Annotated in this window: 21 protein-coding genes; 5 read left to right on the top strand and 16 right to left on the bottom strand. The window is 71.7% G+C overall.

Going from position 1 to position 24,660, the window contains the following annotated elements:
- The first annotated feature begins 66 nt into the window (after positions 1–66).
- The gene (locus tag ACFYYF_RS34265) at positions 67–1,455 is read left to right on the top strand and encodes an MFS transporter (protein WP_388781643.1); all 1,389 of its coding nucleotides are present in this window, start codon (positions 67–69) and stop codon (positions 1,453–1,455) included.
- Here the strand turns inward: ACFYYF_RS34265 and ACFYYF_RS34260 are convergent.
- Together ACFYYF_RS34260 and ACFYYF_RS34255 are read right to left on the bottom strand one after the other, a co-directional pair.
- Complete coding sequence (locus ACFYYF_RS34260) at positions 1,415–2,023, bottom strand: DUF1349 domain-containing protein (protein ID WP_365487821.1); 609 nt, start codon at positions 2,021–2,023, stop codon at positions 1,415–1,417. The two genes, ACFYYF_RS34265 and ACFYYF_RS34260, sit on opposite strands and share 41 nt — an antisense overlap.
- A 68-nt stretch (positions 2,024–2,091) precedes the next feature.
- Positions 2,092–3,621, bottom strand: coding sequence for an aldehyde dehydrogenase (NADP(+)) (locus ACFYYF_RS34255; protein ID WP_388781640.1), 1,530 nt, complete (start codon positions 3,619–3,621; stop codon positions 2,092–2,094).
- A gap of 144 nt (positions 3,622–3,765) precedes the next feature.
- Here ACFYYF_RS34255 and ACFYYF_RS34250 point away from each other — a divergent pair, with 144 nt between their 5' ends.
- Both ACFYYF_RS34250 and ACFYYF_RS34245 read left to right on the top strand, forming a co-directional pair.
- Positions 3,766–4,539 (top strand): IclR family transcriptional regulator, encoded by a 774-nt coding sequence (locus ACFYYF_RS34250; protein WP_361685765.1) that lies wholly within the window; start codon positions 3,766–3,768, stop codon positions 4,537–4,539.
- Between the two features lie 121 nt (positions 4,540–4,660).
- Positions 4,661–6,112 (top strand): peptidoglycan D,D-transpeptidase FtsI family protein, encoded by a 1,452-nt coding sequence (locus ACFYYF_RS34245; protein ID WP_388781637.1) that lies wholly within the window; start codon positions 4,661–4,663, stop codon positions 6,110–6,112.
- A 206-nt stretch (positions 6,113–6,318) separates the two neighbouring features.
- Here ACFYYF_RS34245 and ACFYYF_RS34240 read toward each other — a convergent pair whose 3' ends face one another.
- Positions 6,319–7,770 carry an NCS2 family permease gene (locus tag ACFYYF_RS34240; protein WP_361685769.1) on the bottom strand — a complete coding sequence of 484 codons (1,452 nt, stop codon included), beginning with the start codon at positions 7,768–7,770 and terminating at the stop codon, positions 6,319–6,321.
- A gap of 255 nt (positions 7,771–8,025) precedes the next feature.
- Between ACFYYF_RS34240 and ACFYYF_RS34235 the strand changes: the two genes are divergently transcribed.
- Together ACFYYF_RS34235 and ACFYYF_RS34230 are read left to right on the top strand one after the other, a co-directional pair.
- Positions 8,026–8,592 carry a SigE family RNA polymerase sigma factor gene (locus ACFYYF_RS34235; protein WP_388781635.1) on the top strand — a complete coding sequence of 189 codons (567 nt, stop codon included), beginning with the start codon at positions 8,026–8,028 and terminating at the stop codon, positions 8,590–8,592.
- Positions 8,589–9,446: a hypothetical protein gene (locus tag ACFYYF_RS34230; RefSeq protein ID WP_388781633.1), complete on the top strand. Its 858-nt coding sequence runs from the start codon at positions 8,589–8,591 to the stop codon at positions 9,444–9,446. The genes ACFYYF_RS34235 and ACFYYF_RS34230 overlap by 4 nt, the downstream gene beginning before the upstream one ends.
- A 96-nt stretch (positions 9,447–9,542) precedes the next feature.
- Here the strand turns inward: ACFYYF_RS34230 and ACFYYF_RS34225 are convergent, their stop codons facing one another.
- The 13 genes from ACFYYF_RS34225 to ACFYYF_RS34165 all read right to left on the bottom strand — a co-directional run bounded on the left by ACFYYF_RS34225 (position 9,543) and on the right by ACFYYF_RS34165 (position 24,460).
- A complete protein-coding gene (locus ACFYYF_RS34225) occupies positions 9,543–10,337 on the bottom strand; it encodes an HAD family acid phosphatase (RefSeq protein WP_388781630.1) in 795 nt (264 codons plus the stop codon).
- A 128-nt stretch (positions 10,338–10,465) separates the two neighbouring features.
- Positions 10,466–11,626, bottom strand: a complete 1,161-nt coding sequence (locus tag ACFYYF_RS34220) for a pectinesterase family protein (protein ID WP_388781627.1) — start codon at positions 11,624–11,626, stop codon at positions 10,466–10,468.
- Between the two features lie 2 nt (positions 11,627–11,628).
- Entirely contained in the window at positions 11,629–12,957 is a 1,329-nt protein-coding gene (locus tag ACFYYF_RS34215; protein WP_388781624.1) for a polysaccharide lyase family 1 protein, read from the bottom strand.
- A 76-nt stretch (positions 12,958–13,033) separates the two neighbouring features.
- Entirely contained in the window at positions 13,034–13,828 is a 795-nt protein-coding gene (locus ACFYYF_RS34210; protein WP_388781621.1) for a rhamnogalacturonan acetylesterase, read from the bottom strand.
- 167 nt (positions 13,829–13,995) lie between these two features.
- Entirely contained in the window at positions 13,996–15,378 is a 1,383-nt protein-coding gene (locus ACFYYF_RS34205) for an ABC transporter substrate-binding protein (RefSeq protein ID WP_388781619.1), read from the bottom strand.
- Positions 15,379–15,587: 209 nt separating this feature from the next.
- Positions 15,588–17,228, bottom strand: coding sequence for a family 43 glycosylhydrolase (locus ACFYYF_RS34200; RefSeq protein ID WP_388781615.1), 1,641 nt, complete (start codon positions 17,226–17,228; stop codon positions 15,588–15,590).
- Positions 17,228–18,070 carry a PmoA family protein gene (locus tag ACFYYF_RS34195; RefSeq protein ID WP_388781613.1) on the bottom strand — a complete coding sequence of 281 codons (843 nt, stop codon included), beginning with the start codon at positions 18,068–18,070 and terminating at the stop codon, positions 17,228–17,230. The genes ACFYYF_RS34200 and ACFYYF_RS34195 overlap by 1 nt, the downstream gene beginning before the upstream one ends.
- Positions 18,067–19,248 (bottom strand): Gfo/Idh/MocA family protein, encoded by a 1,182-nt coding sequence (locus ACFYYF_RS34190; protein WP_388781610.1) that lies wholly within the window; start codon positions 19,246–19,248, stop codon positions 18,067–18,069. Before ACFYYF_RS34190 ends, ACFYYF_RS34195 begins: the two co-directional genes overlap by 4 nt.
- Complete coding sequence (locus ACFYYF_RS34185; protein WP_388781607.1) at positions 19,245–20,147, bottom strand: carbohydrate ABC transporter permease; 903 nt, start codon at positions 20,145–20,147, stop codon at positions 19,245–19,247. The genes ACFYYF_RS34190 and ACFYYF_RS34185 overlap by 4 nt, the downstream gene beginning before the upstream one ends.
- The gene (locus ACFYYF_RS34180) at positions 20,144–21,079 is read right to left on the bottom strand and encodes a sugar ABC transporter permease (RefSeq protein ID WP_361685793.1); all 936 of its coding nucleotides are present in this window, start codon (positions 21,077–21,079) and stop codon (positions 20,144–20,146) included. Before ACFYYF_RS34180 ends, ACFYYF_RS34185 begins: the two co-directional genes overlap by 4 nt.
- A gap of 101 nt (positions 21,080–21,180) precedes the next feature.
- Positions 21,181–22,911 carry an L-arabinonate dehydratase gene (araD, locus tag ACFYYF_RS34175; RefSeq protein WP_388781603.1) on the bottom strand — a complete coding sequence of 577 codons (1,731 nt, stop codon included), beginning with the start codon at positions 22,909–22,911 and terminating at the stop codon, positions 21,181–21,183.
- Positions 22,899–23,807: a dihydrodipicolinate synthase family protein gene (locus ACFYYF_RS34170; RefSeq protein ID WP_361685797.1), complete on the bottom strand. Its 909-nt coding sequence runs from the start codon at positions 23,805–23,807 to the stop codon at positions 22,899–22,901. Before ACFYYF_RS34170 ends, araD begins: the two co-directional genes overlap by 13 nt.
- Positions 23,804–24,460, bottom strand: a complete 657-nt coding sequence (locus ACFYYF_RS34165; protein WP_361685799.1) for a GntR family transcriptional regulator — start codon at positions 24,458–24,460, stop codon at positions 23,804–23,806. Before ACFYYF_RS34165 ends, ACFYYF_RS34170 begins: the two co-directional genes overlap by 4 nt.
- Positions 24,461–24,660 lie beyond the last annotated feature (200 nt).

Raw genomic sequence — 24,660 nt, 5'->3', positions numbered from 1 at the left:
AGAACCTCCGGACGTATGGCATTCGGGCCACTACTGTAGGGCGCCGGAGGTCCGCAGCATGGGGACATGTCAACGAACCAGACGTCCCGGACCCACGAACCCGCCCTCGGGCCTGCGGAGTCGGGGCCCGGACGGCCGACCGCCGCGCTCACCCTCACCGCCTCCCTGCTCGGATTCACGCTGACCTGTCTCGACGCGTCGGTGGTCAACGTGGCCCTGCCCGCGATCGGTTCCTCGTTCGCTGCCGGGATGTCCGGTCTGCAGTGGGTGGTGGACGCCTACACCCTGGCCTTCGCCGCGCTGATGCTGTCCACCGGCGCCTTCTCGGACCGGGTCGGGGCGAGCCGGGCGTACGCGCTGGGCACCGCGGTGTTCGCTCTGGCCTCGATGGCCTGCGGACTGGCCCCGGACCTTCCGGCCCTCGTGGGCGCGCGGGTGGTGCAGGGCGTGGCGGCGGCGGTCGTGCTGCCGGCCTCGCTGGCGCTGGTACGGCAGGCGTACACGGAACCGGCGCGGCGGGCCCGCGCGGTGGCCGCCTGGGCTGCGGGCGGTTCGCTGGCGGTGGCGCTCGGCCCGGTGGCGGGCGGTGCGCTGACCACGGCCTGGGGCTGGCGCGGCATCTTCTTCGTCAACCTGCCGGTGGGCGTGGCGATCCTGGTCCTGCTCGTACGGGCCCCGCGCTCGCGGCCCCGCCCGGCCCCGCTGGACCTGCCCGGCCAGTTGACGGCGGTGGTGGCCCTCGCGGCGCTGGCCTTCGCGGTGATCGAGGGCGGGACGGCGGGACGCGTCGCGCTGCCGGTGGCCGTGGCCGCGGGCGCCGCGTTCGTGCGGATCGAGAAGCGGCAGGCGCATCCGGTGGTGCCGCTGGGTCTGTTCCGCGACCGGACCGTCGCCACGACGGTCGCGGCCGGATCGGCGGTCAGCGTGGCCTTCTACAGCGTGGTGTTCGTCTTCTCGCTCTTCTTCCAGCAGGTCCAGCACCACTCCGCGCTCCACGCCGGGCTGCTGTTCCTGCCGATGACGGGCCTGATCGCGGTGACGAACGTGGTGGCCGGCAAGCTCACGGGACGCCACGGGCCGCGGCTGCCGATGCTGGTGGGCCAGCCGGTGGCCGTCGCCGGGCTGCTGGGCCTGCTGACCGTCGACGCCGGCACGCCCCCCTGGCTGGTGTCGCTGCTGCTGGTCCCGCTGGCGCTGGGGTGCGCCCTGACGGTGCCGCCGCTGACGACCGCGATGCTGGACGCCGTGCCCGCCGAGCGGGCGGGGCTGGCGGCCGGTGTGCTCAACGCGGCCCGGCAGGTGTCCGGGGGCCTGGGCATCGCGGTGTTCGGCACGCTGGTCGCCGGCGGTTTCGAGGCTGGCATGCGGTGGAGCCTGGCCGCCGCCGCGGCCCTGCTCACCGTGACGTACGTCCTCAGTTTCCGTCTCGCAGGTCACTCGGCCAGGCGGGCCTGAACTCGATGTGGTCGTACGTCACGACACAGCCCTCCCCCATCGGCGACTGGGTCATGAAGCCGACCAGCGCGGCCCCGGTCTCCTTCTCGTCGGCCAGGGTGAACAGGCGGACGAAGGTCCAGCGCTCGCCGTCGCGGGAGGCGTGGAAGGCGAAGGCGCGGCCGGTGCGGCTCACCCGCAGCCAGACGGAACTGCCCTCCACCGTGAAGGAGTTGGCGTCGTCGGAGTGTCCCCGGGTGACGACCGTGCAGACGGTCGGCACGTCGGGGGAGTTCTCCAGGCACAGCTTCGCCCAGGCCCGCTCCCCGACGTGGACGTAGAGCACGCCCGCGTCGAAGGCGGCGCCGAAGCCCACCGTCACACGGGCGATGAGCTGGAAGTCGCCCTCCGGCGAACCGAGCAGCCTCGGCGCGTCGGAGGCCGGGTCGAGTCCTTCGCCGGTGGGCGGCACGAAGCGGTCCTGCCGGGGCCCCGCCCAGCCGGCGAGGACTCCGTCCTCGTGCGACCAGTGCCCGTCGGGGCCGTAGGTACGGAGGGAGAAGGGGAGTTCGGGGAGTGTGACGTCCATGGTCCGAAGTCTCTCACCGGGCCGCCACGCGGCGGCCCGGCACGAAACGGCCCGGCGGGAAACAGGCGTCAGCGCTCCAGGCGGCCGTCGTAGCGTCGGGGCAGCCCCAGCGGGTTGTCGTCGCGCAGTTCGGCCGGCAGGAGCGCCTCGGGCACGCCCTGGTACGCCACCGGCCGCATCCACCGCTCGATGGCGGTACCGCCGACCGAGGTGGACGTCGAGGTCGTCGCGGGGTACGGCCCTCCGTGGTGCTGGGCCGGCGCGACGGCGACCCCGGTCGGCCAGCCGTTCACCAGGACCCGGCCGGCAAGGGAGGTGAGTTCGGCGAGGATCTCCGCACCGCGCCCCTCGCCCGCGGCCTCCTCCGCGGAGAGCTGCACGGTGGCCGTGAGGTTGCCGGGCAGCCGGGAGAGCACCGCGCCCGCCTCGGACTCGTCCTCGTAGCGCGCCACGACCGTGAGCGGCCCGAAGCACTCCTCGAGGAGCAGATCGTGCTCGCCCTCGGCGGCGAGCCTGCTCGCGGGCACGGTCAGGAAGCCGGGGCTCACCGTGTGCTCGCCGGCCGCCCCGGGCGTCACCGGGGCCTGCACGTCCGGGAGTCCGGCGCGCTCGGCGACCCCGGCGATGAAGTTGTCGCGCATGCGGTGGTCGAGCAGGACCCCGGCGGCGGTGTCGCTCACCGCGTCGGTCAGGGACTTGAGCAGGCGGTCGCCCGCCGCGCCGGCCGGCGCGAGCACCAGGCCGGGCTTCACGCAGAACTGGCCGACGCCCAGGGTCATCGAGCCGGCGAGTCCCGTGCCGATCTCCTCGGCGCGCTCGGTGGCCGCGGCCTCGGTGACGACGACCGGGTTGAGGGAGCCCAGCTCGCCGTGGAACGGGATCGGTACCGGGCGCGCGGCGGCCGCGTCGAACAGCGCGCGCCCGCCGCGCACGGAACCGGTGAACCCGGCGGCCGTGACCAGCGGGTGCCGGACCAGCTCGACGCCGGCCCCGAAACCGTGCACGAGGCCGACGACACCCTCGGGGATGCCGTGTCCGGCGGCCGCGCGGCGCAGGACGGCCGCGACCAGCTCGGAGAGCGCCGGGTGGTCGGGGTGGGCCTTGACGACGACCGGGCAGCCCGCGGCCAGCGCGCTCGCCGTGTCACCGCCGGCCACCGAGAAGGCGAAGGGGAAGTTCGAGGCGGAGTACACCGCGACGACGCCCAGCGGCACCTTGTAGCGGCGCAGGTCCGGGATCGGCGGGGTCGCGGTGGCGTCCGGGTGGTTGATCACGACGTCGAGGAAGGCGCCCTCGTCGACGATTCCGGCGAAGGCGCGCAACTGGTAGCAGGTCCGGGCGAGTTCGCCGGTCAGCCGGACGGGGCCGAGCGCGGTCTCCGCGTCGGCGGCCTCGACGAGCAGGTCCTTGGCGGCTTCGAGCCGGTCCGCGGCGGAGCGCAGGAACGCGGCGCGCACGGCGCGGTCGGCCAGCGCGGAGCGCGCGTCGTGCGCGGCGCGGACGGCCTCGTCCACCTCTTGGCCTGTGGCCTCCACCGCAACCTGTTCCCGCTGCTTCCCGGTACGGGGGTCGACACTCCAGACTGGTGCTGCTGCCACCGCGGGTCCCTCCAGATGTGATGCCACAGTTCTCGCCGAAGTTCTTGTGTCACTCACCAGGGGTGTTCGATATGCTGAACGCTGTCTCTGATGGTGAACTACGTGTCGGAGACTATTTCCCGTCCAACGAAGGGGTCAAGGGCGATGTCGGCAGGCGAGACAGGCGGCGGGGCGCAGGTCAAGTCCGCGGTGCGGACCGTTGAATTGCTGGAGTACTTCGCCGGCCGGCCCGGAATGCATTCCCTCGCGGCGGTCCAGGAGGCCGTCGGATATCCCAAGTCGAGCCTTTACATGCTGCTGCGCACACTCGTGGAGCTCGGCTGGGTCGAGACGGACGCGACGGGCACGCGGTACGGCATCGGCGTACGGGCCCTGCTGGTCGGCACCTCGTACATCGACGGCGACGAGGTGGTCGCCGCGGCCCGCCCCACCCTCGACCGCCTCTCGGACGACACCACCGAGACGATCCACCTCGCCCGCCTGGACGGCACGAACGTCGTCTATCTCGCCACCCGGCAGTCGCAGCACTACCTGCGCCCCTTCACCCGGGTAGGCCGCCGGCTCCCCGCGCACTCCACCTCGCTCGGCAAGGCCCTACTGGCCACCTACAGCGACGAGCAGGTCCGCAAGATGCTGCCGGAGACCCTGCCCGCGCTGACCGAGCACACGATCACCGACCGGGAGAAGCTCATCGAGGAGCTGCACCAGGTGCGGGAGCAGGGCTTCGCGGTGGACCGTGAGGAGAACACGCTGGGGCTGCGCTGCTTCGGTGTGGCGATCCCGTACCGCACGCCGGCCCGTGACGCGATCAGCTGCTCCGTGCCGGTGGCCCGCCTCACACCCGCGCACGAGCAGATGGTCAAGGACGCCCTGTTCGACGCGCGCGACCGGCTCACCCTGGCCACGCGCAGGCTCTGACACGCTGGTCGGACCCGACCTGGGCGGCCGGCCCGGTGGCCACGTGAGGACATGAGGAACGGATGAGAAACCCGGGCGGACGGGAACGATTCACCCCCGATCGCTCGTCCTTCTTGTCGGAATGAACAAGACGATCAGGCGTGCCGCCGTCTTCTCTCTGCTGCTCGTGCTCTCTCTGCTGGTCAGGGCGACCTGGGTGCAGTTCTACGACGGCCGGGCACTCGCGGACGACAAGGAAAACCGGCGGAACGCGATCGCGCTGTACGCGAACCCGCTCGGGAACATCATCGTGGCCGGTGACGCGATCACCGGCTCGGCGAGGACGACAGGGAGCGACCTCAAGTACAAGCGGACGTACAAGGACGGCAGCCTGTACGCGGCGGTCACCGGCTACAGCTCCCAGGTCTACGGGGCGACCCAGCTCGAGGGCATCTACCAGAAGCTTCTGGACGGCTCGGACATCCAGCTGAAGAACCCGCTGGACACGCTCACGAACCAGCGCGCCGACCCGGGTGACGTGGTCACGACGATCGATCCGGGCGTCCAGAAGGCCGCCTACAACACGCTCGGGGACAACAAGGGCGCGGCCGTCGCCATCGACCCGAAGACCGGCAAGATCCTCGCGGTCGTGTCCACGCCGTCGTACGACCCGACGACGATCAGCGCGGGCAACAACAGCGTCTGGAAGAAGCTGACGACCGACCCCGACAAGCCGCTGGTCAACCGCGCGCTGCGGCAGCCGCTGCCGCCCGGCTCGACGTTCAAGCTGGTCGTGGCCGCCGCCGCGCTGGAGGACGGGCTCTACGGCGACGTGGACGCCAAGACGGACAGCCCGGACCCGTACACCCTGCCCGGCACGACGACCGTCCTGAAGAACGAGAACACGTCCGCCCCCTGCGAGAACGCCTCGATCCGGGTCGCGCTCCAGTACTCCTGCAACAACGTCTTCGGCAAGATGGCGGTCGACCTGGGCCAGGACAAGGTCAGGGCGATGGCGGAGAAGTTCGGCTTCAACGACACGCAGCAGGACGTGCCGGTGCGGGCGTACGCCAGCGTGTACCCCAAGGACATGGACAAGTCGTCCACCGCGCTGACCGGCATCGGGCAGTACGACGTCACCGCGACGCCGCTCCAGATGGCCATGGTGTCCGCGGCCATTGCCAACGACGGCAAGCTGGTCTCGCCGCACATGGTGTCGCAGACCAGTGACGCCGACGGCAATGTGCTGAAGGACTACGACGACAGCGCGGACACCGAGAGGATCGTCAGCTCGGACACCGCCCGGCAGCTCCAGTCGGCGATGCAGACGGTCGTCGAGGACGGCACGGGCACGAACGCCCTGATCCCCGGCGCGACCGTGGGCGGCAAGACCGGTACGGCCCAGCACGGCGAGAAGAACAGCAAGACGCCGTACGCCTGGTTCACGTCGTACGCGAAGTCCGACTCGAACGGCAAGGAGGTCGCCGTCGCGGTCATGGTCGAGCAGTCGGACGCGGCGCGCTCCGAGGTCAGCGGCAACGGACTGGCCGCACCGGTCGCCAAGGCGATGATGCGGGCGGCGCTGAAGAACTGAGGCACGCCCGGCCCCTGCGCGCGGCGGCCCCGCACCCGTCCGTCGGGGTGCGGGGCCGCCGCGCGCAAGGGCTCCGTCGTGCGGGCCGGATCGCCTGGGCACCGCCGCCGCACGGTCGGCCCCGTCTCAGACGCCGGTGCCCGTACGCGAACCGATCACCTCACGCGAACCGGTCACCTCAGGACCGGTGACTTCACGCGGACCGGTCACTTGACGCCCAGCAGCTGCTCCACCGGGTCGATCGCGAAGTACACCAGGAACAGCGCCGAGACGGCCCACAGCAGCCAGTTGACCTCCTTCGCCTTGCCCAGCACCGTCTTGATGACGACGTAGGCCAGGAAACCGGCGCCGATGCCGTCGGTGATCGAGTACGTGAACGGCATCACGGCGATGGTCAGGAACGCCGGGATCGCGATCTCGTACTGGTCCCAGTCGATGTGCTTGACGTGGGTCATCATCAGGAACCCGACCGCGATCAGCGCGGGCGCCGCGGCCTGGAGCGGGACGATGGTCAGCAGCGGGGTGAGGAAGAGCGCGAGGCCGAAGAGCCCGCCGGTGACCAGGTTGGCGAAGCCGGTGCGGGCGCCCTCGCCGACTCCGGCCGCGGACTCGATGTAGGCGGTGTTGGAGGAGGCGGAGCCGAGTCCGCCCGCGACGGCGGCGGCGCCGTCGATGAACAGGACCCGGCCGATGCCCGGCACCTGCCCCTGCTCGTCGAGCAGCCCGGCCTCGGCGCTGATCCCGACGATGGTGCCCATGGCGTCGAAGAAGTCCGACAGGACCAGGGTGAAGATCAGCAGGACCGCGGTGAGGACACCGGCCTCGGCGAAGCCGCCGAACAGACTGAAGTGACCGATGAGGCCGAAGTCCGGACTGTCGACGATCTTGTCCGGGACCTTGGGGGTGGTCAGGCCCCAGCTCTTGACGTCGGCGACGGCGTTGATGACGACCGCCACGACCGTCATGGTGACGATGCTGATGAGGATCGCGCCCTTCACCTTGCGGGCGAGCAGCGCGATGGTCAGCAGGACACCGAGACAGAAGACGAGGACGGGCCAGCCGGTGAGGCGGCCCACGGCACCGAGCTGCACGGGCACGGTGGTGTGCGCGACGTCCGGGATGCGGCTGACGAACCCGGCGTCCACGAAGCCGATGAAGGCGATGAACAGACCGATGCCCACACCGATGGCCTGCTTGAGCTGCTGCGGAATGGCGTTCATGATCGCCTTCCGCAGGCCGGTGAGCACCAGGACGCAGATCAGGACGCCTTCGAGGACGACCAGGCCCATCGCGTCGTCCCAGCTCATCAGCGGAGCGAGCTGGAAGGCGACGACGGCGTTGAGGCCGAGGCCCGCGGCGATCGCGAGCGGGAGGTTGCCGCCGATGCCCATGATGATCGTCATCACGCACGCCACCAGCGCGGTGGCGGTGACCAGTTGGCCGGTGTCGAGGGTGTGCCCGAACTTGTCCTTGGCGCTGCCGAGGATGATGGGGTTCAGGACGAGGATGTACGCCATGGTGAAGAACGTGGCGAACCCGCCGCGTATCTCCCGGCCGACGGTGGAGCCTCGGGCGGATATCTTGAAGAACCCGTCGACCCCGCCTGCCGTCGGTGGTGCGGCACTTGGCCGGTTGTCGACCTTCTGTGCTTCGGACATCGCGTTACTCCTCGTTGCCTGCGTGCCTGGTGTGCGGATGCTGGCTGGATTGTTCCCCCGATCAACCGGTTTCAGGTTTTCCCCGTGTTACGGAATGGGGTTCTGCCCGCCAGGCACCGCTGCGGCGGCCGTAGGGGCGACTGCTACGCTCACGCCTCCCGCTCAACCGGAACTCCCGTGCCCCGCACCGGAATCACGGGTCCGCACCCGCCGTACCCGCGCCGGCGCCGCGGCCGAAGCGAGGGGAGGTACCCCGTGGGCACGCTCGTCGACGACGCCGCCTCCGCGGAGTTCCACGCCTTCTTCGAACGGCATTACGCCGAACTGGCCCGGCTGGCACACCTGTTGACGGGTGAGGCGGACGCCGCCGACGATCTCGCCGCCGACGCGCTGCTCGCCCTGTGGCACCGCTGGGACCGGGTGCGCGCGGCGGACCGTCCGACGGCGTACGCGCGCGGGGTGGTCGCCAACCTCGCCCGCACCCGGATCCGCGCGGCGGTGCGCGAACGCCGGCGGATGACGCTCCTCGGGGCGCGGCACGAGGACAGGGCCGAGAACCCGGACGTGCCGGGCACGGTCGACGTCCAGGAGGCGCTGCGCCGGCTGCCGTTCCGCAAACGCGCCTGTGTCGTGCTGCGGCACGCCTTCGATCTCTCGGAGAAGGACACCGCGCTCGCGCTCGGCGTCTCCGTGGGTACGGTGAAGAGCCAGACGTCCAAGGGCATGGCGGAGTTGAAGCGGCTGCTCGGCACGGACGAGCCGGCGGTACGGATGCACGCGGGGGCGCTGCCCGCGGGCGGGGCCGGAGGACGGGGCCGGTGAGGGAGTCGCGGGAGGCGCACGAGGAGCTGCGCGCCCGGCTGCGCGAGGCGGCCGGGGCCCACGAGCCGGACCGCGCGCGCGTCCTGGCCCGGGTGGAACGCGGCATGGCGGGCTCCGCTGAACGGGCGTGGCGGCGGGCGGCACGGCCGCAGCTGCCCGGCTGGGCGCGCGTCCTGGGCGCCACGGCCGCGGTCGCGGGCGTCCTGGCCGTCGGTGGTTACGCGGTCGCCCCGGCGGTGCGGGACGACGGCCCGGCTCCGCGGACCGTGGCCGTGCCGCAGGTGACCGACCCCTCGCCGGTCCCGACCGGCCGGGTCACGGCCACGCCCGGCTCCGGACCTCGTCCGGGAACCGCGAAGGCGTCGGACCGGCCCGGGCCCTCCCCTTCGGGCACGGGGACCGCGGCCACCGCCCCGGGCCGGACGCCCGCCGGGGACACCGCGGACGGCCCGTTGCGCTCGGACGGCTCGGTCGACCCGCACGGCAACGACTTCTGGGCGCAGAGCGACGTCAGCCTGCGGACCACACGGCAACTCATCTCGCTCACGGTCACGTTGAGGATCGGACAGACCGGCGGGGTGCGCGAGGCGGGCGCCTGGCTCTCGCTGCCCGAGGGCGACTTCACGGTGACGGCCGCCGAGCGGGACGGTTTCCTCGTCTACACCTGGACGCTCAGGCCGGGGCGCACGGTCTGGCCGGGCACCTGGGTCTTCGCGGGCCAGTACGGCCACGACCGCGGCGGCCGGGACGTGAAGGACGACGGCTACACCGTGACGGCCACCGCGAAGGGCGGCGAACGCGCCTTCGTCGCCGGGGACTTCGCGGCCCGGGACACCGGCGGCGCCGAGCCCTAGCCCCGCGTCCGCCGGCCGGGCGGCCCCTCGACCGGAAACCGAACGCCCCCGCCGGTGACGACCGGCGGGGGCGTTCGCCCGTGGGGGGGAAAGGCGTCAGCTCACGAAGTACGTGGGGTTCGGGAGCTTGTAGGTCTTGTCGGCGTAGCCGCCCTCGAGGTCCGAGTACTGGTCGCCGAAGTTGGCGACGATGTCGTACCCGAGGGACTCGATGTGCTTGCGGGTTCCGGCCTTGTACTGCACGGTCGTGCAGTTCCAGGCGGCGGCCGTGGCGCAGTCGCTCAGGTAGGCGGGCGGGTTGGCCGCGTCCTTGAGGAACATGTGCGCGGCGTCGAGGTTGACGTCGACACCGACCTTCTTCAGGTTGTCGACGGCGGAGACCCGCTGCGACTCCTTCAGGCCCGAGTTGTAGAACACCTCGACGCCCTTGGAAGCGGCGTACTCGACGAGTTCGGGGCTGCCGAAGACGGCCGGGCGGTTCGCCTGGGCGACGTACGCGGCCCAGGAGGCCGAGTTGTAGGTGTAGTTGGTCTTCTTCTCGTAGTCGAGCGACAGCAGCAGCGTGTCGTCGATGTCGAAGACGACCGCGGGCTTCGTGTGCCGGTGGTGGGCCTTGCGGGCCGCCTGGTCGATGTACCGCTTGGCGGAGGCGTCCAGGCGGGCCAGGTCCTCGGCGTACGGGCTGTCGGGGGACGCCTGGTAGACACCGTTGCTGTCGGCGGTGGTGCCGTAATAGGTGTCGATGTCCTTGACGAGGACGCCGATGTTGTAAGGCTCGTGCGTCGAGTTCGCCGTCGACTGGCCGGCGGTGGCTACACCGGTGCCGTACAGGGCGGCGCCGGCGACGGCACAGGTCGCGGCGACGGCCGCGATGCGGAGTGGCTTATGCATGACAGGTTTTCTACGCGCGTCACGTCCACGGGCGCGAGACCTTTTGCCGGATCGATACATACTTTTCGGCCGACTTGGGCCTCGCGCCCGGCTGTTCGGGCCTCACGCCCCGCGGGGACGGGATCGGTTCATGGCCGTGCCGTCGGACGGAGCGAGGGGATCGGACACCAGTCGCCGAGGTAGGCGGCACGGGTGTGCTCCCCGGCCTCGGCGTCCGTCAGCTGGGGGCGGTTCTCGGGGACGGTGATCAGCGCGCCGGGGCCGGTGTCGCGGTACTCGGCGAAGCGCTGGCTCTGCCAGGGGTGGGCGGCGGACATGTCCGTGTAGGGCGCGACCGCGTCGATACCGGCGTCCAGACGGGTGTCGCGGACGGTCAGCATCGGCCGGGCGGTGGGGTCCGAGCCGGGCACCCAGGGCCGGGCCAGCTTGTAGTACGCGTCCGGTGCGGCGCTGCTGACGGCGCAGCGGGTGACGAGGTATCCGCGCGGGGCGGCGGCCGCCGTGGACGGGGCGAAGACGAAGCCGTACGGGGCCCGGGTCAGGTCCGTGCGGTCCAGGGTGCGGAAGCGGCAGTGCTCGAAGACGGCGGTCGCCCGCCCGAACACGAAGTCCACGTCCCCCTCGATGTGGCAGTCCCGGTAGTACTGCCGGGCGAAGGTGCCGAGCGCGATCGTGTCGGCGTACAGGGTGTCCTGGTGGCCGAGGAAGCGGCACCGGTGGAACGCCGACCGGTCGCCCTGCACCTTGATCGCCACGGCCTGGGTGCCGGTGATCCCCGGGTGGTCGGCGCGCAGCCAGTCGTTGGCGAAGGTGACCGCGCGGGCGGTGAAGCCGTCGGTGCGCACGGTGGTCGTCGCGGAGCCGGTGGTTCCGTAGGTGCCCGACCCGTCGGGCCTGGGCGTGCCGTTGGCGTTGTCGTACACGACGACGACATCACGCGGGTCGCCGGAGGCGCCGATCCAGGTCATGTCGGATGCGGCGACGCCGGGCAGGCCGGTCGCCGGGTCGACCGCTCCGACCGAGACCGTCTCGCGGTACACGCCCGGTGCGATGACCAGGGTGAATCCGGCGCCGGTCGCGGCGGTCACGGCGGCCTGCACGGTGGTGTGGTCGCCGAGGCCGCCGGGGTGGACGTACAGCGTCTTCGCGTCGGGCCGCGCGGACGGTGAACCGTGGCGCCCGAACGGCGGGCTTCCGGTGGCGCGGGCGGGGGCCGCGAGCACGGGAGCCAGCGCTGCTCCGGTGCCCGCGGCGATGAACGCCCTTCTGCCGAGGGGGTGTCCGGCCATGGTCAGCAGATCCTTCCGGCGCCCGCGCGGTGGTCGACGATGCCGGGAACGGCCCTCGGCGGGTCGACCCTCGTCCTCAGGAGGGGGGTCCACCCGGCACCGGACTGGAGCGTCTCGGCCGGGATCTGCGCGTTGTGCACGGCGATCAGGTCGGTGAGGACGCCGTTGACGTAGTTGTCGGCCGCGGTCAGGGGCGCCTCCTTCCACTTCTTCAGGACCAGTGCGGCGCTGACGGAGTCCGGCAGCGTGAACGCGTTGTGTTCGGCGACGAGTCGGGACTCCATGCCGATGCCGTAGCTGTAGCCGTAGGAGGAGTCGGCCACGAAGTGGTTGTTGTAGGAGTCCACTTGCCCGAAGCGGACACGCGGGGCGCGCTCGACGAGGCCGGTGAACAGGTTGTGGTGGAGGGTGACCTTCAGATGGCCCCGGTCCACGGCGGCGGTCGCGGCGCTGTCGCTGTTGCCGATCAGGATGGTCTTGTCGTGGTCGGCGAAGACGTTCCAGGAGGCGGTCACGTAGTCGGCGCCCTTGACGATGTCGAGTTCGCCGTCGTGCTGTTCGTAGATCCGGCCGTAGTAGACCGGCAGCGAACTGTCCGGGTGGTCGCCGTCGGTGAACGTGTCGTGGTCGAGCCAGACGTGCGTGGCGCCGTAGACGACGGCGCTGTCGTACTCGGAGTTCCAGTTGCCGGTGTCGCCGTCGGTGGGGTCCCACTGCGGGAAGCAGTCGAGGGGGCTCTCGAAGGTGAGGTTGCGGACGATGACGTTGTCGACGTCCTTGATCTGGAGGCTCGCGCCCTTGAAGCCCGCGTTCGCGCCGATGCCCACGATGGTGGTGTTGGCGGGCACGTACGCCTTGATGGCGGTGTCCTGGTCGGCGGCGGAGGCGGCCCGCAGGTCCTCCTGTTCGCCGCTGACCACCTGGTCGTAGCCCCACACCGCGGGGTCGTAGTCGGCGAGGTACTGGCCGAAGTCGTAGCCGGGGGCGGCGAAGGAGTCGCAGCCGGAGGCGTTGGCGTCGATCGTGCCCCTGACCTTGATGATCTTCGGCGCGCTGCCGCCCGCGGCGAGCGCGGCCTTGAACCCCGCCCAGGTCGTGACGGTGCTGACCTGCGCGGCGCCGGCGGCCGAGCCGCCGGTGGTGCCGGTCCCGTCGGACGCCCAGCCGTCGCCCGCGGCGAGCGTCTGCCGGCCGAGGTCGCGGGGGCGGGCCTCGGCGGTGGTGCCGGTGACGGCGAGCACGAGGGCGGTGCAGCCGATCAGCGCGGCGGTTCTCCGCACGGCGACCGTACGCCAGTCTGTGCCATGCTCATGCCATTTCTGTGTACGCATGGTGCGACTCTCTTTCCTTCGGCTCGGAGCCCGGAGCCCGGCGGTTCAGGAGCTCACGGGCCAGGGACTCGGGGACTCAGACGGTGGGCCAGGTGATCCAGGACTCGGGTATCGCGGACCCGAGACGGCGTACGTCCCGCGGCGGGAGCACCCGGCGGTGCAGCAGCGCACCCGCGACGAGACGGGCCACGGCGATGGCGCCGGGCGGGTTGAAGTGTGTGTTGTCCTGTTCGGTGGCGGTCCAGTTGAAGTACTTCTTCGTCTCCTCGGCGCCGAGTTCCTGCCACAGCGCGATGGACAGCGCCTGGACGTCGAGGAGCGGCACGCGCTCGGCCGCGGCGAGCGCGCGCATGGACGCCGGGTAGTCGCCGTGCGTCGGCACCGCGTCGCCGTCCGCGTCGAATCTTCTGCGCTCCACCGGGGTCGCGAGCACGGGCCGGGCGCCCCGGGCCCGCGCCCCGTCGAGGTACTGCCGCAGACAGTCCTGGAACGTCGTCCAGGGCTCGGTGTAGCGCGTCGGGTCGGCGGTCTTCTCGTCGTTGTGCCCGAACTGGACGAGCAGGAGGTCGCCGGGGCGGATCACGTCGAGGATCGCGGCGAGCCGCCCCTCGTCGATGAAGCTCTTCGAACTGCGGCCGTTCACGGCGTGGTTGGCGACCACGACGTCCTCGTGGAGGAAGAGCGGGAGGGCCATGCCCCACCCGGTCTCGGGCGCGGCGTCGGCGTACTTCTGGGCGGCGGTGGAGTCACCGGCGAGGTGGAGGGTGCGCGGCGCGCGGTGCGGAGCGGCGGGCGCGGGGCCCGCCGCGGCGACGGCGAGCGGCAAGGCGGCCACGGCCGCCGACGTGACCTGTCTGCGCGTGAGGGACACGGGGGTGTGCCTTTCGACAGAGGTTTCCGGCAGAGGTCCGGCCGAGGGGTTCGGCGAGGTCCGGCCGAGGACTAGGCGGGACCTGACCTCGGGCGAGGTCGGTGACGGGACCGCGGTCCGGCGGTGGCGCGACGCGCGCCACCGCCGGACCCGGCGGGCGCGTCGGACTAGTGATGGGCCTTCCAGTCGGCCTGCGCCGTGTTGAGCTGGTCGGCCAGCGTGTCCAGGAAGTCCTTCACGCTCATCTTGCCGAGCAGCACCTTCTGGAAGTTCGGCTCGTTGTCGGCCTTGGAGATGGTGTTCCAGTCGGGCAGGTAGTACGGCAGCTGCACGATCTTGGTCCCGGCGCCGTTCAGCGCCTCGGCGGCCAGCTTGGTCGGCTCGGCCTGCTGGATCCAGGAGTCCCCGGCGGCGTCGGTGTTCGCCGGCACCTGGCCCGCCGACTCGTTGAACCGGGAGTTCTCCTGCGCCGAGACGGCGAACTCGATGAACTTCCAGGCGGCCGCCTTGTTCTTGCCGGACTTGAACAGGCTCAGCCCGTCGACCGGGTTGGAGATCTGCACCCGTGTGCCGTCGTCCAGCGTGGGGTTCGGGATGCCGCGGAACGTGCCGGCGCCCAGCGCCTTCACGTGGTCCTGGTAGGAGCCGAGGTTGTGGCTCAGCATGCCGATCGTGCCGCTGTCCCACTGCGCGACCATCTTGGTGAAGTCGTTGTTGACGTCGGCGGACGGGGTGGCCTTCTTGTAGAGGGCGACGTACTTCTCCAGGGCCGCCACGTTCTTCGGGTCGTTGACGGTGGTCTTGTCGCCGTCCCAGAACGAGGTGATGCCGGTCTGGCCGTACGCCGCGTCCAGTGCCGGTGCGATGGAGCCCTCACCGCCGCGGATGGTGAAGCCGAACTTGTTCTTGCCCTTGTCGGTGAGCTTGGCGGCGGCGTCGTAGAACTTCGACCAGGAGGTCGGCGCGTCCAGGCCCGCCGCCTCGAACAGGTCGGTGCGGTACCAGAGCGTGCCGTTGTTGGCGGAGGTGGGCACCTGGTACAGCGTGTCGCCGCCGCTCGCGGACCGGCTGACGTCGAGCAGGTTCTGGCTCAGCTTCCCGTTCAGCGCGCTCTTCTCGATCCGGCTGTCCAGCGGTTCGAGCGCTCCCTGGACGGCGACCTCCGCGAGCATGGCGGTGCCCACGCCTCCGACGTCGGGCAGGCCGCCGCCCTGGATGGCGGTGTCGTACTTGGACTGCGCGCTCGCCGCCGGGATGCCGACGTACTTGACCTTGATGTCGGGGTACTTCTCCTCGAAGTCGGCGATGATCCGCTTCCAGATGTCGGTGCGGACACCGCCGTTGTTGTCCCAGAAGGTGATCTCGCCCTTGCCGGAGCCCTCGCCGCCCTTGCCGCCCGCGCTGCCGCCGCCGTCGTCGCCACAGGCGGTGACGGTCAGCGCGAGCACGGATCCGAGGGCGACGGCCACGGCGGCGCGCCGCGCCCCGGGGACACGGGTTCCTCTCGGACCGGTCGCCGGCGGGTTGTTCCTGAGTGGGCTGATCTTCATCGGTCGGCTCTCTTCTTCCGGGTGCGACGGGGTGGTGGGGTCGGTGAGGTGTCCTCGGAGGTGGGCACCGGGCTGCTTCCGGAAGGGACGGGCCCTTCCCTCCACATCCGGTAAGCGCTTGCTACGGAGGTGCGTCATTGCGGCTCCCGACAGGCGGACGAACGGGGGGACGAACTCTGGCGTGCGACTGGATCGGCGTGCGGTGACCCTCAGCGGGTCGCGGTCACTCGGAAACGCGTGAAGGTGGCGGCCCCCGCGTGCCCCGCGCCGGACGGCGCGAGCGCGAACAGGCCCAGCAGGGCGCCGGTCCAGCGCCGGCCGGTCGCGGCGAAGACCTGCCCCCCCGAGGGCCGCCGGCCGCCGCCGACGTCGTAGGAGAAGCGGCAGCGGGCTCCCGCGCCGATCTCGATCCACAGCCGGGCCCGGCCCTCGGGTGCCGGACGCGGGTGGGCCGCGTCGCGCTCGCCCTCGCGCCGCCCCGAGCGCACGGCGGGCGCTCCGGCGGGGACGGTCTCGGCGAACCGGTGCACGAGCCGCACCGATCCCCCGGGCTCGCGCTGGAGGCCGATCCAGCCGAACGCGTCCCCGAGCACCACGAGCCCGGCCCGCGCCCCGGGCTCCTCGCTGTCGAGGCACAGGTCGACCTGGACGGTGGCCGTCACGCCGGGCATCCGCTGGGTGAGGACGTGCGGCAGCCGGCGCAGGTCGTGGGCGTCGGCCGTGCGGACGCAGCTCAGCCGCAGCCCGTCGCCGGAGTGCTGGGTGGCCCAGCCGTCCCGGGGGTTGGCGGTCCACTGCCACTGGCGTCCGAAACGGCCGCCGGGGAAGTCGTCGTCGGTGGCGGGCGCGGACGGCGGCTGGGCCGGCAGGTCCGGCTTGCGGTGCACGGCCACGGGGGCGCCCCGGTCGCCGATCACCGGCCAGCCTCCCCCGTCCCCGGCCTCTCCCCCGCTCCCGGCCTCGCCCGGCCGGGGGGACTCCGGTGAGCGGGAGGCGTCCCCGTCGCCCCAGCTCATCGGCTGGAGGTGGACCACCCGCCCGTAGGGCCCACGCTGCTGGAAGTGCGCGAACCAGTCCTCGCCCGCCGCCGTGCGCACCCAGCCGCCCTGGTGCGGGCCGTTGATCCGGGTGTCCCCCTGTTCCAGCACCACCCGCTCCTCGTAGGGCCCGAAGAAGCCGCGCGACCGGAAGACGCCCTGCCAGCCGGTCTCGACTCCGCCGGCGGGGGCGAAGATCCAGAACCAGCCGTCGTGCCGGTAGAGCTTGGGCCCTTCGAGGGTGAACCAGCCGGGGATCAGGTCGGCGTCGACGATCACCTTCCCCTCGTCGAGCAGGGCGGTGCCGTCGGGGCGCATCCGGTGTCCGGTGAGCCGGTTCTTCACGCCCGAACGGGACCTGGCCCAGGCGTGCACGAGATAGGCCTCACCGCTCGCCTCGTCCCACAGCGGGCAGGGGTCGATGAGCCCCCGGCCCTCCTTCACCAGCTGCGGCCTGGTCCAAGGACCCCTGATCTGCGGGGCGTTGACCTGGAAGATGCCATGGTCGGGGTCGCCCCAGAAGATCCAGAAGCGGTCGTCGTGGTGGCGCAGCGCGGGCGCCCAGACACCGCAGTCGGGCTTGGGGTTCCTGAACTCGGCCGCGGGCTCCAGGCGTTGGAGGGCGTGCCCGACGAGGGTCCAGTTCACCAGGTCCCGGGAGTGCAGCAGCGGCAGGCCGGGGACGCGGCCGAAGCTGGAGGCGGTGAGGTAGAAGTCGTCGCCGACGCACAGCAGATCGGGGTCGGACCAGTCGGCGTCGAGGACCGGGTTGCGGTACGTGCCGTCACCGAGGTCGGCGGAGGGCAGGGCCATCAGGTGCTCACCGCCTTGCGGACGAGCGCGGCGGCCGCGCCCTCGTCGAGGGCTCCGTCGGCGACGACGGTGACGACCCGGCGTACGAGCGTGTCCCCCGCCCCGACGGTGAGCCGCCGGTCGGAGGCGAGCGAGGATCCGACGCCGGGGTAGTCGGCGGCGCGGACGAACCAGGGGTCGCGGCGGGTCGCGGCGGTCGCACCGGCGAGGACGAGCGTCCAGCCGTCTCCCGCGAGGGCGAGCCAGTCGGCGGGGCGCGCGTGCACGGCCTCCTCGCCCTCGGCGTCGGCGGTGAACACACGCGGGGCGGCCTGTTCCCTGCGGGCCCGCCAGAAGAAGCCGCCGTAGGCCGCGCCCGGCCGTCCGTTGGTGGCGGGGCTGCCGATCGAGAGGCCGCGCCCGGTGACGTTCGTGAGCGAGAAGGTGAAGTCCAGGGCCCAGGCGGCGTCGGTGAGGGCGACGGCCGCGACCGTACGGCGTTCCCGCAGCAGTTCGGTGCCGTCGGCCGTCCAGCGCAGCTCCTCCACGAAGCCGTCCGGGTCGCGCAGCTGGAAGCCGGTGTGGCGCTGGGTGCCGTGGTTGTCGAGCTCGGTGGGCCCCTGGTCGCGGACGTAGGTGCGTCCGCCCCAGAAGTTGTGCCCCTCGACGTCGGGTACGGCGACACCGACGCCGAGGTGGTGGGTGTGGTCGGCCGGGCCGAGTTCGGTGACGGCCGTGCCGGCGAGGGTGGTGACGGGGTGCAGGTACGGGCGCGGCGAGAGCCGGGCCGGCAGTGCGGGCCGGGTGACGTAACGGGCGACGGGACGGCCGGCGATCCGCAGGACGATCGAGTCGTCGTTCATCCGGTGCTCACCTCTTTCGGGCGCGCCCAGGAGGCGCCCAGTTCGGAGTAGAGGGCGAGGGTGTCGGCCGAGGCGGCGACGAATCCGTCGATGCCGGGCACGGCGCGGCGCTGTTCGCCGGGGACCGTCCGCCAGGCGCCGGGGGGCAGCGCGACCGGTTCGGGGGCCTGCCGGACGGCCTCGACGACCTTCATGAAGGCGCCCGTCGACTCGGGCGGGACCAGCAGTTCCGCGCCGCCGGTCAGATGCCCGGCCAGGTTCTCCAGCAGGTCGGTGCGGCCGTACCGGAGCTCCTCGGGGCCGTGTCCCGACCGCTGCACCAGCACCCGGTCCTGCTTGTACCAGAAGGTGATCCGGCCGCCCGTGCCGTGCACCAGGACGTACGGTTCCCCGGGGCGTTCGGCGCAGAGCGTGGCGGCGACGGTGATCCGGCCCCCGGTGGTTCTCACGCGGACGCACGAGGTGTCGTCGGACTCGATGTCGTTGGCGCGCAGCAGTTCGGTGCGGATGCCGGTGACGTCCTCGGCGCGGGTCGAGCCGTCCAGCGCGAGGGCCGTGGCGACGGCGTGGGCCAGTGGGTTCGTCAGGACCCCGTCGACGACGTCCACGCCGTCGAGCCGGCGCCTGCCCGCCCAGGGCGCGCGACGGAAGTACGCCTCGTCGCGGACCCAGGCGCCGGCGCCGCCGATCCCGGTGATCCTGCCGAGCGCGCCCTCGGTGATCATCTGTCTGATCGCCGGCACGGCGTGCGAGCCGAGCGACTGGAAGCCGATCTGGCAGACGACTCCGGCCTCCGCCACCCCGTCGGCCATCCGCCGGAACTCGGCGTAGGAGGGCGCCGGCGGCTTCTCCAGGAGCAGGTGGACGCCCCTGCGCGCGGCGGTCAGGGCGAGGTCGGTGTGGGTGGGGATGGGGGTGCAGATCACCGCGACGGCGGCGTCGGTGGAGTCGAGCAGGGCCCCGAGGTCGGCGGACTGCTCGACGCGCCGCCCGCCCAGTTCCTCCTCGGTGAGCGGGTTCAGCTCGCAGACCCCGGCGAGGCGCACCAGGCCCTTGTCCTGGAGCCGGCGGATGTTGTCCAGGTGCCAGCGGCCGTGGCCCCGGGCACCGGCGAGGACGACGGGCAGCGGTGTGCCGGCCGGGTGCCGGCCGCGGCCCTGGCGCGCGGTGGTGGTCATCCCTTCACCGCCCCGGCGCCGAATCCGGTGATCAGCCATTTCTGGATGAAGGCGAAGACGACGACCACGGGGACGGCGGCGATGATGCCGCCCGCGGCGAGCGCGCCCAGGTCCACGCTGTCGGAGCTAATGAGGGTGTTGAGGCCGACCGGGATGGTCTGCTTGCTCTGGTCGCCGAGGAACATCAGGGCGAACAGGAAGTGGTTCCAGGCATGCACGAAGGCGAAGGAGCCGACGGCGATCAGCCCGGGCCGCAGCAGCGGGAGGACGACGATCCGGAAGGCGTCGAAGCGGTTGCAGCCGTCCACCCAGGCGGCCTCCTCCAGGGTGTACGGCACGTTCCGGATGAACCCGCTGATGAGGATCATCGACAGCGGCAGCTGGAAGACCGTCTCGGCGATGACGACGCTGACCAGCGAGTTGATCATCCGGAGTTCGGCGAAGATCTGGAAGAGCGGGACCAGGAGCAGCGCGCCCGGCACGAACTGCGAGCAGAGCAGGGCGAGCATGAAGCCGCGCTTGATCCTGAAGTCGAAGCGGGCGAGCGCGTATCCGCCGGCGAGCGCGACGAGTGTGGTCATCACCAGGGTGGCGACGGCGATGATCACGCTGTTCTGGAAGTAGGTCCCGAAACTGCGCTCGGTCCACACCTTGTCGAAGTGGTCCAGCGTCATGGGCCAGGGCACGAGCGAGGTGGACCCGGCGGGGCGCAGCGCGAAGAGCAGGATCCAGTAGAAGGGGATCAGGGTGAAGAGGAGGTAGCCGCCCAGGGGGAGGTAGATCTGCCAGCGCGGTGCCTCGTCCCAGGCGCGCCGCTTCCTCGCCGCGCGCGGGCGGGGCTCCTCGGCGGGCGGGGCGGGTGCGGCCGGAACGATGGTCTCGGCGTCCTTGGTGATCACTTGTCCCCGCCTCCGAACTTGCTCAGCCGCAGATAGACGATCGAGCAGAACAGCAGAATCACGAACGCGACCGTGGTGAGGGCGGAGGCGTAACCGAAGTTGTGGGCGTCGACGCTGGTGTTGGCGATGTACAGCGGGAGGGTCGTCGTCTCGCCGGCGGGTCCGCCGCCGGTGAGGGTGTAGAGCAGGTCGACGTTGTTGAACTCCCACACGGCGCGCAGCAGTGTGGAGAGGATGATCGCGTCCTTGAGGTGCGGCAGCGTTATGTGCAGGAACTGGCGCAGGCGGCTCGCTCCGTCGACCTCGGCGGCCTCGTACAGGTCCTTGGAGACGGACTGGAGGTCGGCGAGGATCAGGATCGCGAAGAAGGGGACCCCGCGCCACAGGTCCGCGACCACGGCCGCCGGGAAGACGGTGGAGGTGTCGGAGAGCCAGCTCGTCCCGTACGAGCCGATGCCCGCGTCGGCGAGGTAACGGGTGATGCCCGTCTGGGAGTTGTAGAGCAGCACCCAGATCGCCGAGGTCAGCACGCCGGAGACGGCCCAGGGCGAGAACACCAGCGCGCGCCCGGCCGCCCGGCCGACGAAGGTCTGGTTGACGATCAGCGCGAGCGCCAGGCCGAAGAGGAGCTGGAGGCCGACCTCGACGACGACCCACTTCGCGCTGAAGGTCAGGGTGTCCCAGAACTGGGGGTCGTCGGTGAAGGCGTGGACGAAGTTGTCGAGGCCCGCGTAGCCGTTGCGCCACGGTTTGGTGGGGTTGTAGTTCTGCAGGCTGTAGTAGAAGACGCTGATGACGGGGTAGGCGATGAAGCCCAGCATCAGCAGCGCCGCCGGGGCGATCAGCAGATACGGCAGCCTGCGCGGGGTCGCGGAGGCACGGCGCCGCCGGGGTGGCGCGGGCGGTTTCGCCACGGCTGCGGCTTGGGCCATGACTGTTCTCCGTTCGCAGTGGGGCGAGTACAGCGGGTGCAGGAAGCGCTTGCTACACCTGCATGGGTCGAGCGGCGCTTTCCGTGTGCGGTCGTGGGGCGTCAGCCGGCGTACGGGTCCGGCACCTTGCCCGGACGGGCCAGGAACGCGAAGTCGCAGCCGGTGTCGGCCTGGGTGATCTGGTCGTTGTAGAGCGCGCCGTAGCCGCGTTCGTAGCGGACGGGCGGCGGGGTCCACGCGGCCCGCCTGCGTTCCAGCTCCGCGTCGTCCACGTGGAGCCGCAGCGAGCGTGCCGCGACGTCGAGGGTGATCAGGTCCCCTGTGCGCACGAGGGCGAGCGGGCCGCCGACGTGGGACTCGGGCGCCACGTGCAGCACGCACGTGCCGTAACTCGTGCCGCTCATCCGGGCGTCGGAGATCCGCACCATGTCCCGGACGCCCTGCTTGAGCAGATGGCCGGGGATGGGCAGCATCCCGTACTCGGGCATGCCCGGGCCGCCCTTGGGTCCGGAGCCGCGCAGCACGAGGACGCTGTCCGCGGTGATGCCGAGCGACGGGTCGTCGATGGTGCGCTGCATCGTGCGGTAGTCGTCGAAGACGACCGCGGGACCGGTGTGCTTCAGCAGGTGCGGCTCGGCGGCGATGTGCTTGATGACGGCGCCGTCGGGGCAGAGGTTGCCGCGCAGGACGGCGACCCCGCCCTCGGCGGCGACCGGGTTCTCCCGGGTGCGGATGACGTCGTCGTCGTGCACCCGGGCGGTCGCGAGCTGTTCGCGCAGGCTGTCGTGGGACACCGTGGGCCGGTCCAGGTGCAGCAGGTCGGTGATCCGCGACAGGAACCCGGGCAGGCCGCCGGCGAAGTGGAAGTCCTCCATGAGGTACTTCTGTCCGCCGGGCCGGACGTTCGCGAGCACCGGGACGGTCCGCGCGATCCGGTCGAAGTCGTCCAGGGTGAGGGAGACGCCCGCGCGTCCGGCCATGGCGATCAGATGGATCACGGCGTTCGTCGAACCGCCGATGCCGAGCACCGTGGTGACCGCGTCCTCGAAGGCCTCCGCGGTGAGGATGTCGGACAACGTCCGTCCCCTGTGCACGAGTTCGACGATCCTCAGTCCGGCCGCCGCCGCCATCCGGTCGTGCCCGGAGTCGACGGCGGGGATGCTCGACGCGCCGGGGACGGTGACGCCGAGCGCCTCCGCGGCGGCCGTCAGCGTGGACGCGGTGCCCATCGTCATGCAGTGCCCCGGCGACCTGGCGAGCCCGCTCTCCAGCTCGGCCATCTCGCAGTCCCCGATGAGTCCGGCGCGCTTGTCGTCCCAGTACTTCCACATGTCGGTGCCGGAGCCGAGGACCTGGTCGCGCCAGTGGCCCGGGAGCATCGGCCCGGCGGGCACGAAGACGGTCGGCAGGTCGACCGAGGCCGCCCCCATCAGCAGCGCGGGCGTGGTCTTGTCGCATCCGCCCATCAGCACCGCCCCGTCCACCGGGTACGACCGCAGCAGTTCCTCGGTCTCCATGGCGAGCAGGTTGCGGTAGAGCATCGGGGTCGGCTTCTGGAACGTCTCGCTCAGCGTCGACACCGGGAATTCGAGCGGGAATCCGCCCGCCTGCCACACTCCCCGCTTGACGGCCTGGGCGCGGTCGCGCAGGTGCACATGGCACGGGTTGATGTCGGACCAGGTGTTGAGGATCGCGACGACCGGCTTGCCCAGGTGCTCCTCGGGGAGGTAGCCGAGCTGCCGGGTCCGGGCCCGGTGGCTGAACGAGCGGAGCCCGTCGGTACCGTACCACTGATGGCTCCGGAGATCCTCGGGCCGTTTCACAGGGACCATCCGGCGGCTATGGCGGCGACCTCGGACCGCTCGTTCGCGGTCAGCGGCCGGCTCGGCGGGCGCACGTCGCGGCGGCACAGGCCGAGCGAGGACAGGGCCTCCTTGACGACGGTGACGTTGTTGGCGGAGGCGTCGGCGGCGCGCAGTTCCTCGAAGCGGCGGATCCGCTCCCAGACCTTCATCGCGGCCGGGTAGTCGCCGGACCGCAGCGCCTCGATCATGTTCAGCGAGACGGCCGGGGCGACGTTCACGAGGCCCGAGGTGAACCCGGTGGCGCCGGCCGAGAAGTACGAGGGGGCGTACGGCTCGGCGAGTCCGGCCACCCACACGAACCGGTCGAGGCCGGCGTCCCGCGCGAAGGACGCGAAGCGCGCCGCATCGGGGACGGCGTACTTCACGCCGATGACGTTCGGGCAGGCGTCCGCGAGTTCGGCGAGCCGTGAACCCGCGAGCACGGGGTTGCGGATGTACGGCACGACCCCCAGCTCCGGCACGGCCTCGGCGATCGCCCGGTGGTAGTCGACCCAGCCGCCCTCCGAGACGTACGGATGCACGGGCTGATGGACCATCACCATCGTCGCGCCCAGCGAGCGTGCGTGACGTGCGGAGGCGACGGCGGTGGGCAGGTCGTGCCCGACCCCGACGAGGACGACCGCCCGGTCGCCGGCCTCCTCGACGGTCAACTCGGTTATGGTGCGGCGCTCTTCGGGGGTGAGGGCGTAGAACTCGCCGGTGTTGCCGTTCGGGGTGAGGGTGCGGACCCCGCCGTCGATCAGTCGGCGCAGCAGGGCCCGGTGGGTGTCCCGGTCGATCGTGCCGTCCTCGGCGAAGGGGGTCACCGGGATCGCCACGACCTCGGCGAGTGCCGCCCGCTGGGTCTCGAACGTCGCTGTCATTCCTGTCCGTCCTCTTCCTGGCCCTGGGGGAAGGCCCGTCGCACGAACGAGGCGATGTGCGCGTGCAGTGCCGCGGCCGCGCCGTCGGCGTCGCCGTCGAGGGCGAGGCGCAGGATCTCCCGGTGCTCGCTCGCCTCCCGCTCCCAGGAGGGGTCGGACGCCCAGGCGACCGCCGAGACGAGTGCCGCCTGGTCGCGCACCTCGTCGAGCATCCGGCCGAGCAGCGGGTTTCCGCAGGGCGCGTACAGGGCGCGGTGGAACTCCCGGTTGGCCAGGGACCGTTCGGCGGTGTCGGCGGCGCCGTCGGCGCGGGTGAGCGCGTCGCGTGCGGCGTCGAGGGACGCCTTGCGGCGCACCACGCGCCGCAGCGCCTCGGGTTCGAGGAGCAGCCGTACGTCGTACACCTCGCGCGCCATGTCCGCGTCCACCATGCGCACCGTGACGCCCTTGTACTGGTTCATCACGACGAGCCCGGTGCCGGCCAGGGTCTTGAGCGCCTCGCGCACCGGGGTCTTCGACACCCCGAACTGCGCGGCGAGGTCGGTCTCGACCAGGGCCTGCCCTGGAGTCAACTGCCCGGTGAGGATGCGGTGTTTGATCCCCTCCAGCACGAACTGCGTGCGGGACGGGATCGGGGTGGGCACAGAGGTCATGCGCGCCTCTCTGGTCTCACGTCTCGGATCACGGGAGCGGGGCACCGGTCGCGGACGCCGGTTGCCGCTCTCGCGTATCGCGTCTCATATATGACGTACGAAGTACGACGCGTTGAAGGTAGGAGCGTGACCGTGTTTCGTCAACGCTTCCGACAGAGGAAGTTGCGGGGACGCGTGGGGCGCGGATGCGGGGACGCGTG

The sequence above is a fragment of the Streptomyces sp. NPDC001914 genome (assembly GCF_042891215.1).
GTDB lineage: Bacteria > Actinomycetota > Actinomycetes > Streptomycetales > Streptomycetaceae > Streptomyces.
This window is presented reverse-complemented; position numbering and strand designations above follow the sequence as displayed.